Annotated in this window: 10 protein-coding genes; 6 read left to right on the top strand and 4 right to left on the bottom strand. The window is 71.4% G+C overall.

The features are described 5' to 3' along the window. Nucleotides 1–25: 25 nt before the first annotated feature. From ADY01_RS10315 to ADY01_RS10300, 4 genes are all read right to left on the bottom strand, one after another. On the bottom strand, nt 26–865 hold the full coding sequence (locus ADY01_RS10315) for an ABC transporter permease (protein ID WP_049569472.1): 840 nt from the start codon (nt 863–865) through the stop codon (nt 26–28). Further along, a complete protein-coding gene (locus tag ADY01_RS10310; protein ID WP_159001094.1) occupies nt 862–1,644 on the bottom strand; it encodes an ABC transporter permease in 783 nt (260 codons plus the stop codon). Before ADY01_RS10310 ends, ADY01_RS10315 begins: the two co-directional genes overlap by 4 nt. Further along, nucleotides 1,637–2,443, bottom strand: coding sequence for an ABC transporter ATP-binding protein (locus ADY01_RS10305; protein ID WP_049569467.1), 807 nt, complete (start codon nt 2,441–2,443; stop codon nt 1,637–1,639). The genes ADY01_RS10310 and ADY01_RS10305 overlap by 8 nt, the downstream gene beginning before the upstream one ends. A gap of 91 nt (nt 2,444–2,534) precedes the next feature. After that, the gene (locus ADY01_RS10300; protein WP_159001092.1) at nt 2,535–3,503 is read right to left on the bottom strand and encodes an ABC transporter substrate-binding protein; all 969 of its coding nucleotides are present in this window, start codon (nt 3,501–3,503) and stop codon (nt 2,535–2,537) included. A gap of 223 nt (nt 3,504–3,726) precedes the next feature. Between ADY01_RS10300 and ADY01_RS10295 the strand changes: the two genes are divergently transcribed. From ADY01_RS10295 to ADY01_RS10270, 6 genes are read left to right on the top strand one after another with little or no spacing between them, the layout of a single operon-like run. Next, a complete protein-coding gene (locus ADY01_RS10295) occupies nt 3,727–4,545 on the top strand; it encodes a CoxG family protein (protein WP_049569439.1) in 819 nt (272 codons plus the stop codon). Further along, nucleotides 4,542–5,384, top strand: coding sequence for an FAD binding domain-containing protein (locus ADY01_RS10290; protein WP_049569432.1), 843 nt, complete (start codon nt 4,542–4,544; stop codon nt 5,382–5,384). Before ADY01_RS10295 ends, ADY01_RS10290 begins: the two co-directional genes overlap by 4 nt. After that, a complete protein-coding gene (locus ADY01_RS10285; RefSeq protein WP_078900171.1) occupies nt 5,377–7,797 on the top strand; it encodes a xanthine dehydrogenase family protein molybdopterin-binding subunit in 2,421 nt (806 codons plus the stop codon). Before ADY01_RS10290 ends, ADY01_RS10285 begins: the two co-directional genes overlap by 8 nt. After that, the gene (locus tag ADY01_RS10280; protein WP_049569430.1) at nt 7,794–8,255 is read left to right on the top strand and encodes a (2Fe-2S)-binding protein; all 462 of its coding nucleotides are present in this window, start codon (nt 7,794–7,796) and stop codon (nt 8,253–8,255) included. Before ADY01_RS10285 ends, ADY01_RS10280 begins: the two co-directional genes overlap by 4 nt. After that, nucleotides 8,252–9,049 carry an alpha/beta fold hydrolase gene (locus tag ADY01_RS10275; RefSeq protein WP_049569428.1) on the top strand — a complete coding sequence of 266 codons (798 nt, stop codon included), beginning with the start codon at nt 8,252–8,254 and terminating at the stop codon, nt 9,047–9,049. Before ADY01_RS10280 ends, ADY01_RS10275 begins: the two co-directional genes overlap by 4 nt. After that, complete coding sequence (locus ADY01_RS10270) at nt 9,046–10,506, top strand: UbiD family decarboxylase (RefSeq protein WP_049569425.1); 1,461 nt, start codon at nt 9,046–9,048, stop codon at nt 10,504–10,506. The genes ADY01_RS10275 and ADY01_RS10270 overlap by 4 nt, the downstream gene beginning before the upstream one ends. The last annotated feature ends 25 nt before the right edge of the window (nt 10,507–10,531 follow it).

Here is a 10,531-nt window from a genome sequence, read left to right as displayed (position 1 = left end):
GGCCTGCCGCGGCGGAGCGGGCGGGTTATCCGGTCGGTGTCCCCATCCGTGCCGCGACCGCGTCCTCGAGCAGGGTGACCAGCCAGTTCACCGCGTAACCCAAGGCCCCGGCGATCACCAGCAGTCCGTACACCTGAGCCGACATGAAGTTCGCCTGCGCCGCGCCCAGCAGGGCCCCCAGCCCGTTGATGCGCGTGACGATCTCCACCAGCAGGGTGATGATGAGGGCCAGCGGCGCGGCGACCCTGACGCCGAGCAGCACCGCCCGCGTCATCGCGGGGAGCACCACCTTCGTCAGGCGCTCCCTGCGGGAGAGGCCCAGGGTGCGTGGCACGTCGAGCAGCACCGAACTCATGGAGCGCCGCGCCGAGCGGCAGGTCAGCAGGATGGGCCAGGTGGCGGGCAGCACCACGATGACGAGCTTCATCTCCATGGTGTAGCCGAGGATGAGGGCCGCCACCGGCACCAGGGACGCGGCGGGCAGGACGCGCAGGAACTCCAGGCTCGGCCCGAGCGCACGGTCCGTCCTGCGGCTCGCGCCCACCAGCAGCCCGAGGCCCGCGCCGAGGAGGGTCGCGATGGTGAGCCCGAGGAAGAAGGTGAGGGCCGACCAGCCGAGCGCGGGGAGCAGCGTGCCGTCCTCCATCAGCGGACGGATGGCGGTGAACCATTCGCCCGGTGGCGGGTAGTAGGGGGAGTCGGGGTCTCCGAGCAGTTGCCACAGGCCCAGTGCGACGATCAGCGGGAGCAGCCCGCGGACCGGGGTGCCGGCGCGTCCCGCGCTTGGTCCCCGACGGCGGCCCGGCGCCCTCGGTGCCGCGGTGGCGGCGTCGCCCACCTTCTCCGGAGTGCCGATCGCGCTCATGCCGCATCACCCGCCGCCGCCATCTGCCCGCGGAAAAGACCTCGGGCGATGACCATCAGGGCGGCGTTGAGGACGATGCCCGAGATCCCGATGACCACCACGTAGGCGAACATCTGCTCGGGCTGTAGCGACTGACCCTTCTGGATGAGCGCGAAGCCGAGCCCGGCCGGGTTGCCCACCATCTCGGCGACCAGCGTCAGGATCAGGGAGATCGCCAGCCCGAGCCGAAGCCCCACCATGATGAACGGGGTCGCCGCCGGCAGCCGGAGCTTCCAGAAGCTGGCGGCCGGGCTGAGGCCCAACACCCGGCCCACCTCGCTCAGCCGGGCGTCGAGGCTGCGCATGCCCGCGTAGGTGTTGAGCAGGACCGGCCAGATCCCGGCGTAGAAGGCGACCACGATCTCCATCTCCTTGGTGAAGCCGAAGATCAGCACGGCGATCGGCACGAAGGCGACGATGGGCAGCGCTCTCAGGGTCTCGATGCTCGCCATGGAGTAGCTCCACAGCGGCCGGAAGAGGCCGAGCAGCGCGCCGATGGCGATCCCGGCGAGCGCTGCCAGCAGCCATCCGGACAGCGATGCGCTGAGGGTGTGCCGCAGGTTCTCCTGGAGTTCCCCGGTGGACACCAACTCGGAGAGCCCGTCGACGATGTCGGTCGGCGGGGGCAGGTAGCTGAAGGACAGCAGGCCGATGTGGATGGCCACCTCCCAGGCCAGCAGGCCGCAGACGAAGGTCGCCGCGCCCAGCAGGTTGACCCGCTGTCCGATCAGTTCACGCATGCCGCCCCCCATGGCCGAGCGCTTCGTAGACCCGGTGCCGCAGCGCCAGGTACTCGGGGGACTCCTTGGTGGTGATCTGGTCGCGCGGGCTGGGCAGTCCGATCGCCAGGTCGAGTCCGATGCCGGCCGGCCGCCCCTCAAGGACGATCACCCGGTTGCTGAGGTAGACGGCCTCCTCGACGTCGTGGGTCACGAACACCACGGTCGTGCCGGTCAGTTCCTGGACTCGCTGCAACTGGTCCTGGAGCGACGCCTTGGTCATGGCGTCCAGCGCGCCGAAGGGCTCGTCCATCAGCAGCACCGAGGGGCGCATCGCCAGCGCCCTGGCGATCTGCACGCGCTGCTGCATCCCGCCGGAGAGCCGCCAGGGGTACTCGTCCGCGCTGTCCTCCAGGCCGACCATGGCCAGCGCGTCGGCGACCCGCTTCGCGCATTCCGGCTTGGACAGCTTGCTCTCGATGCCCAGGGCGACGTTGCGCCGCACCGAGCGCCAGGGAAGCAGCGAGTGGGAGTAGTCCTGGAAGACGGTGACCACGTCGGCCGGCGGGCCGTCCACCGGTGCGCCGGCGCTGCGGACGGTGCCGCCCGACTTCTCCTGGAGTCCGCCGAGCACCCGCAGCAAGGTGGTCTTGCCCGAGCCCGAGGGGCCCAGGACGGAGACGAACTCCCCCTTGGCGACGTGCAGGTTGATGTCTTGGAGGATGATGGCGGCGCCGGCCGCCCCGAACAGGGTGACCTCAAGGTCTTCACAGGTGAAACTGTGTACGGACGTACTTTTCTGGTAAGCGTCCACGGGCATCGTCGACAACTCCTTCATTGGGGTTGCTCTTCTCGCGGCGGCAGTTCGCGGATGTACTCGGCACCTCGGCACCGTGGCGCCCGGATGCGGATCAGCCATCCGCCGGGATGAGGTCGGCGAGCTCGACATCGCCGTCGAAGTCCTCGACCGCCCGCATGGCTTCGAGCCAGACCTCCAGGTCCTGCGGGCGCAACTCGGAGGTGAACGCGGGAAGTTCGGTCGCGGCGATGATGTCGTCCGGGAGCCCGGTGTAGTCCCGGAGGGTGGCCTCCGCCGTCTCCTCGTCCTGCGCGATGAACTCGATCGCCGCTTCGATCGCCGAGCGGAAGCCCGCGATCACCTCCGGGTTCTCCTCGGCCCACTGCCGCTGTGCGCCCCAGAGGATCGCGCCGAGTTCGGGTGCCATCTGGAGGTAGGGGTCGCCCAGATCCACGGTGCCCTCCCCGGCGAGGACGGTGCTGCGGAACGGGGCGATGGTCTCGACGGCGTCCACGCGCCCCGCCGCCAGCTGGTCGGCCATGGCGGGCCCGTCCACCTGGACGATCTCCACGCTGTCCAGCGGGACTCCGGCCTCCTCCAGCCAGTACTTGGCCGCGGTGTGCAGCGTGCCGGTCTCGTTGAGCACGCCGAGCGTCCTGCCCTCCAGATCCTCGATGGAGGTGATTCCGGAGGACTCGGAGGAGATGATCGCGGCCGTCGGGTTCTCCGCGGTGTCCACGGTCGCGCCGGAGACCGCCACCATCCCGATGCCCTGATCGCTCGCGGCGATCATGTTGGTGGGCGCGGTCTGCACGATGTCGAAGGACCGGCCGAGGGCGGGCGGGAGCGTGGAGATGTTCTCCACCATCGTGAACTCCACCTCGATTCCCTCCTCTTGGAAGAAGCCCTGCTCGTCCGCGATCCGGGCGGGCAGGTTCGAGGCGTTGGAGTTGTGCGCGATACGCAGCGTGATGCCGTCGCCGTCCGCGGTGGCCCCACTGTTCTCTCCGGCCCCACAGGCAACAAGGGAACCCGCCAGGGCGCAGACAGCGAGACCGGCGGTGAGTCGGCTGGTTGACATGGTGAACTCCTCGTTCACGAGGGCGAAGGACATGTGGGCCAAGCCGACCTGGGGCCGGCCGCCATGGGCCGCACCGCCGCCTATGACCTCTATAACGAACATTCTGTCTCGTCCAGCGGAGGCTAGATCCCACGGAAGGCCGGGTCAAGACGTTGACACCAGCTGACGATACCTGGGTATTGTCCTGCCCACAGGTCTAGATGTCTCTCATGGCGGTCGTCGAATGAAGCTCTCCTCACAGTTCACCGTCCCCGCAGAACCCGAACAGGTCTTCACGCTCTTCCTCGACGCCGACGTGATGCGCGACAGCATCCCGGGGTGCACGGAGCTGGTGCGCGTCAACGACGAGACCTATCGCGGGCGGTTGCAGAACGTGATCGCCCACGTCCGCTTCAACGCCGGCTTCACGGCGAGGATCGTCTCGATCGACACCCCGCGTCAGGTCGACGCGCTGTTGCAGGGCGAGGACCGCAAGCTCGGCAGCTCGATCAAGATCGACGCCAGGCTCAGCGTGCGACCCGATCCGGCCGGTTCCCTGGTCGGGTACCAGATGGAGATGGCTCTGTGGGGCAAGATCGGCAGACTCGGCGAAGCCATCGTCCGCCGCCGCTCCGTCGAGATGGAGCGCCAGTTCGTGGAGCGCTTCGGCGCCGCGTGCGCGGCGGACGCCGTGTCCCATGCCGCCGGTGCCCCCGGCGGCGCGGAGGCGATCGCGGCCGGCGCCGTCACGGCCGAGGCGACCGCGGCGGACGCGGCCATGGCCAACGTCGTCGCCGCGGACACCGTGACGGCCGACGGCGCCACGGCCGACGGCGCCACGGCGGACACGGCCGGCACCACTCACGCCACCACCGCCGCCACCGGCGCCGCGCACGTCCCGGGCGGCCGAACCGGTCGGCCCACCCGTCAGCCCGGGCGCGGCTGGTGGCGGCGCCTCCGGGGCCGCGGCGACGACCGGGGCTCCCGACCGCGGGGCTCGAAGCCCCGGTCCGGCTGGTGGCAGCGCCTCCTGGGGCGCGGCGACGACCGGGGCTCCCGATGACGATCCTGCACCGCCCGGAGACACTCGACGAGATCTGCATGCTGCTGGAGGAGCTCGACGACGCCCAGGTGTACGGGGGCGGCACCGCCATCGAGATCCTCCGCAAGCAGGGCGTGCTCTTCACCGACGACCTCATCGACGCCGGCCGGATACCGGAGTTGCGCGTCCTGGAGGTCTCACCCGAGGGCGTGCGGGTGGGGGCCATGGTGTCGGTCCGGCGGATGGAGACCGACCCCGCGATCCGCCGGGTGGTGCCGCTGGCCTCACGCACCTACGGCAAGGTGGCCAACCCGCGGGTGCGGAACACCGCGACGGTCGGGGGCAACGTCGCGCACGGCGACTACCGTCTCGACCCGCCCACCGCGCTGATGGTCCTCGACGCGACCGTCGAGGTCCGCTCGGCACAGGGCGCGCGGACCATCGCGGTGCGCGACTTCTTCACCGGTTTCCAGGAGACCGCCCTGGAGCACGACGAGGTGATCACGGCGCTCACCGTGCCCGCCCAGCCCGCGCACTCGGCGGGCCGCTTCGTCAAGATGAGCAGCCTCGGCGAGAACGACTGGCCGAGCGCGTCGACGGCGGCGCTGCTCACCGTCGCCGATGGCCGGCGCACGCTGCGTCTGGGACTGGGCGCGCTGGCCCCCGTCCCGGTGTACCTCGCGCTGGACATCAGCGGGATGACCGCGGAACGCGCGGTGTCCGAGGCGGTGGCGGCGGCCGAGCCCCTGATGGATCCGATCCCCGACATCCGGGGTTCGAGCGACTACAAACGGCGGCTGGGACTGGTGGCGGTCCGCGAGGCCGTCTCAAGCGTCTGCGAGGAGTTCACCCATGGTTGACCAGCGCGGTTCACAGGACCGCGACGTGAGGCCGACCGCCGACGACGGCCTGTCGGCGGTGGGTTCCCGGCGCGCGCGGGTCGACGCGGTCGGCCGCGTCCGCGGTGAGGTGACCCATGTCGGAGACGAGGCGCTCGGCTCGACCGCGCATGTCGCGCTGCACCGAAGCACGCGTCCGCACGCCCGCATCCGGAGCGTCGAGGTGGACGAGGCCCTGGCCATCGACGGCGTGCACGCCGTCGTCACCGGCGCCGACCTCTACGCGGCGCTGGGCGAACGGATGCTCACCGGACCGGCGTTCCAGGATCAGCCGGCCATGGCCTACGACCGCGTCCGGTACGTCGGCGAGCCGATCGCGGCGGTGATCGCCACCGACCTGGCCACCGCGCGAGCCGCCACCGAGTCGGTCTCCGTGGAGTACGAGGAACTCGAACCGGTCTACGACCTCGACGCGGCCCTGCGGGGCGACGCGTTCGTCCACGACGAGCTGCGGCCGTCGGCCGTCTTCGGCGACCTCCGGCATCTGAGCGGCGTGCGCGGGACCAACGTCAACTACGAGTTCACCCTCACCCGCGGGGACGCCGGATCTGTCGAGCCGGCCAGCAGCGTGCGGGAGCGCTTCTGGTCGCCGCCGACCCACCATGTCCCGATGGAGCTGCCCTGCACGATCGCCTGGGTCGAGGGCGACCGGCTGGAGATGCTGACCACCACCCAGACGCCCTCCTACGTCCGCCAGACCATCGCCGACATGCTGGGGCTGCCGCTCAGCGACGTCCATGTGCGCACCCGGCCGCTGGGCGGCAGCTTCGGCTGCAAGATGTACGACCGGCTGGAGCCGCTGACCGCCGCGATCGCCTGGACGCTGCGCCGGCGGGTCCGCGTGCTGGCCACCCGCGAGGAGGCGTTCCTGCTCACCACGCGGCACGGCGCGCGCGTCACCGGCGCGATGCACGCCGACGCCAACGGCGACCTGCTGGCCGCCACGGCGGACGTCCTCTACGACACCGGCGCCTACGCCGACGTGGGCCCGCGCATCACCGGCAAGTCCGGCATGGTGGCCAGTGGGCCCTACCGCATCCCGCATGTCTCCATCCGCTCGCGCTGCGTCTACAGCAACAAGCCGTCGGCCGGCCCCTTCCGCGGCTTCGGAGTGCCCCAGGTGACCTGGTCGCACGAGGGGCTGATCGACGAGATGGCCCACCAGGTCGGCGAGGACCCCTACGCCTACCGCAGGCGTCACCTGCTGCGGGAGGGGGACACCGCCGCGATGGGCACCACCATGCACAGCGCGGACTTCGTCGGCTGCCTCGACGCCGTGGCGCAGGCGGTGGGCTGGACGGAGCCGCCGGAGCGGGGCGAGGGGCGCTGGCGCCGGGGGCAGGGCATCGCGGTGGGGATGAAGGCCGTGCTCACGCCCACCATCTCCAACGCCGTCCTCCAGCTCAACCAGGACGCGTCGGCCAGCCTGCTGATCAGCACCGTGGAGATGGGGCAGGGCAGCGACACCATCATGGCCCAGATCGTCGCCGAGGTGCTGCGGATCGACAGCCATCGTGTGCATGTCGTGCCCGCCGACACGGATGTCACGCCCTACGACACCATCACCGCGGGCAGCCGCTCGACTTACCACACCGGCAACGCGGTGCGGCTGGTCGCCGAGCAGATGCGGGAGCGACTCATCGGCCTGGCCGCCGAGCAGTTGGGGGCGCCGGAGAGCGAACTGCGGCTCACCGCCGAGGGCGTGGTCCGGACCGTCGCCGGCGGCGACGGCGACACCGGGCCGCTGCGGCCGCTGCCGATCCAGGACATCTTCCTCCAGCACTTCCGGGCCCGGGGCACGACCCTGACCTGCGCGTCGAACTACACCACCGACTGGATTCCCTACGACAGGACGACCGGGCAGTCGGCCAGGGCCACCGAGCACTGGTTCGCCGGGGCGGTCGCCGTGCGGGCCGCCGTCGACACCTGGACGGGACGGGTCCGGCTGGAGCACCTCGCGGTGGCGGGCGATGTCGGGAAGGCGATCAACCCGCACCTGGTGGAACAGCAGCTCGCCGGCGCGGCGATCACGGGCATCGGCCATGCCCTCTTCGATGAACTCGTCATCGACCAAGGGCAGTTGATCAATGGGACGCTGCTGGACTACCAGGTGCCCACCATCGGCGACATGCCCGACCGGCTCACCCCGATCGTCGTCGAGAGCCCTCACCGCACCGGCCCGTTCGGCGCCAAGGGCGTCGGCGAGACGGGCATCCTCGGCGTGGCCCCGGCCATCGCCAACGCCGTGCGCGACGCCGTGGGCGTCCGCGTCACCGAGCTGCCGCTCACCCCGGAGCGGGTGCTCAACGCCCTAGACGAGAAGCAGACCGCGGAGCGTGCCGCCGCGGCGGACCGGAGCGAGGAGAGCCAGTGAGCCGGATCAGCCTGGTGGTCGACGGAAACCCCTATGTCGCCGAGGTCACCGACTCCACGATGCTGCTGGACGTGTTGCGGGACCAGACCGGGACCACCGGCGTCCGCGAGGGGTGCGGCGTCGGCGCGTGCGGCGCGTGCACCGTGCTGGTGGACGGCATGAGCGTCAGCAGCTGCCTGACGCTCGCCGAACGGTACGACGGCGCCCGGATCACGACCGCGGCGGGCCTGCCGCGCGACGACGAGGTGGTCGCGTCGTTCGTCGAGTGCGGCGCGATGCAGTGCGGCTACTGCATCCCCGGCTTCGTGATGATGGCGCACGAACTGCTGGCGGAGAACCCGGCACCGAAGGAGGAGGACGTCGTGAACCATCTCGAAGGCAACATCTGCCGCTGCGGCACCTACGCGGAGATCCGCCGCGCGGTGCTCGCCGCCGCGCGGAAGCGGGCGGCGCGATGATCGTCTCCACCGCCCGCGGCGACATCGGCGTGCTCGACCACGGCGCGGGACCGCCGGTCGTCCTGCTGCACCCGCTCGCGCTCAGCGCCGAGGTGTGGCGGCCTCTGCTGGAGGCCACGCCCGGCCTCCGCTTCGTCGCCATCGACGCTCCGGGACACGGCGAAACGCCCTGGGACGGGCGGCCGTTCACGGTCCAGGACATGGCCGCCGACGCCGTCGCGGTCCTCGACGCCCTGGGCCTTGACCGGGTGGGCCTGGTCGGGCTCTCCATGGGCGGCAGTACGGCCGTGGTGCTGGCAGGCGGCCACCCGCACCTGATCGCCTCGCAGGTCCTCATCGACACCACCGCCTGCTACGGCGACAACCGGCTCGCGGAGTGGGAGGCGCGGGCGAGCAGGGCCACCGGGTCGGCGCGCGCCGACCAGATCCCGTTCCAGGTGGACCGCTGGTTCTCGCCGGCCACGGTGGAACGGGAGCCCGAGACCGTGCGGCGGGTCGCCGACCTCTTCCTGCGGACCGGCTCCGAGGCACACGCCGCGGCGTGCCGGGCGCTCGGCGCGCTGGACGCGCGGGAACTGCTGCCCGCCATCACGGCGCCGACCGCCGTGCTCGTGGGATCGGAGGACTACGCCACCCCGCCGGAGATGGCCGCCGAACTGCACGCCGGCATCGCCGGATCGCGGCTGCGCGTCCTGGAGGGCGCGCGGCATCTCAGCGTGCTCGACGACCCGCGCTCCTGGCGGCTGGCGACCGACCACCTGCGGACCACCCTGGAAGGGGGCGCTCCCGCATGACCGACCGAGGAGTCGAGGCCGAACCGCTGCTGAGCCTGCGGACCTGGATCGACCGGGTGGCCGAGCTGGGCGAGCTCGGCCATGTCGCCGGCGCCCACTGGGACCTGGAGCTGGGCGCCATCGCCGAGCTGAGCTACCGCAGGCCCCGCCCCAAGGCGCTGCTGTTCGACGAGATCGCCGGCTATCCCAGAGGGATGCGGGTGCTGACCGGCAGCACCGGCTCGGCCCGGCGGCTGGGCCACACCCTGCGACTGGGCGACGAGCTGGACGACGAGGCCCTGGTCGCCGCGCTGCGCGGCAAGCCCTCGCAATGGGCGGCGCGGGCGGCGGACTTCCCGGTCCTGGAGGTGGCGGACGCACCCCTGCTGCGGAACACCGTGGAGGGGCCCGACGTCGATCTCACCGCCTTTCCCGTGCCGCGCTGGCACGGGCTCGACGGTGGCCGCTTCATCGGCACCGGCTGCTTCGTGGTCACCAGCGATCCGGAGTCCGGCGCCGTCAACGGCGGCTGCTACCGGATGCAGGTCCAAAACGACGGACGCACCGCCACCATCAACGCGGTACCCGGCAAGCACGGCGCCCAGAACATCGCGCGCTGGTTCGAGCGCGAGGGCAGAGCACCGGTCACGGTGTCCTTCGGCCACGATCCGGTGCTGCTGGTCACCGGCGGCACCGAGGTGCCGGCCGGCATCTCGGAGCTGGAATACGCCGGGGCCATCGTGGGTGAACGGGTGCCGGTGCTGCGCGGCCAGGCGACCGGGCTCCCCATCCCGGCCGGCAGCGAGTTCGCGCTCGAGGGCTGGCTGCGTCCCGAACTAGCCTGTGACGAGGGCCCGTTCGGCGAGTGGACCGGCTACTACTCGGCGAGCCGCCGCCCGGTGCCCGCGCTGGAGATCTCGCGCGTGCACTTCAGGGACGACTGCATCCAGCTGGGTGCGCCGCCGGGAAAGCCTCCCCATGACTACTCCTACATGCGCACGGCGATGAAGTCCGCCATGATCCAGGACGAACTGGTGAGCAGCGGCCTCCAGGGGATCAAGGCGGCCTGGGCTCACGAGGCGGGAGGCGGCAGGCTGTTCGTCGTGGTCTCCCTCGCGCAGCGGTACGCGGGGCACGCCCGCCAGGTCGCGCACCTGACGGCCCACGGTCCCGCGGCGGCCTACATGAACCGCTATGTCGTCGTCGTGGACGACGACATCGACCCCACGAACCTCGACGAGGTGGTGTGGGCGATGTCCACCAGGACCGACCCGGCCCAGGACATCGACGTGATCGCCAGGACCTGGGGCAGCAAGCTGGACCCGATGCTGGCCGAGGGCGCGCCACCCCACAACAGCCGTGCCGTCATCGACGCCTGCCGCCCCTTCGAGAGGCTTGCCGGCTTCCCCAAGGTGTCGCAAAGCGACCCCACGTACCTGCGGTCGGTCGCGGACAAGTGGCGCGATGCGCTGTCCTGATGGACATCCCGCCGACGACTACGCG

The organism is Streptomyces sp. SBT349 (assembly GCF_001083795.1).
Taxonomy (GTDB): Bacteria; Actinomycetota; Actinomycetes; order Streptomycetales; family Streptomycetaceae; genus Streptomyces.
The sequence above is the reverse complement of the archived record's forward strand: the minus strand, read 5'-3'. Positions and strand labels throughout refer to the sequence as shown.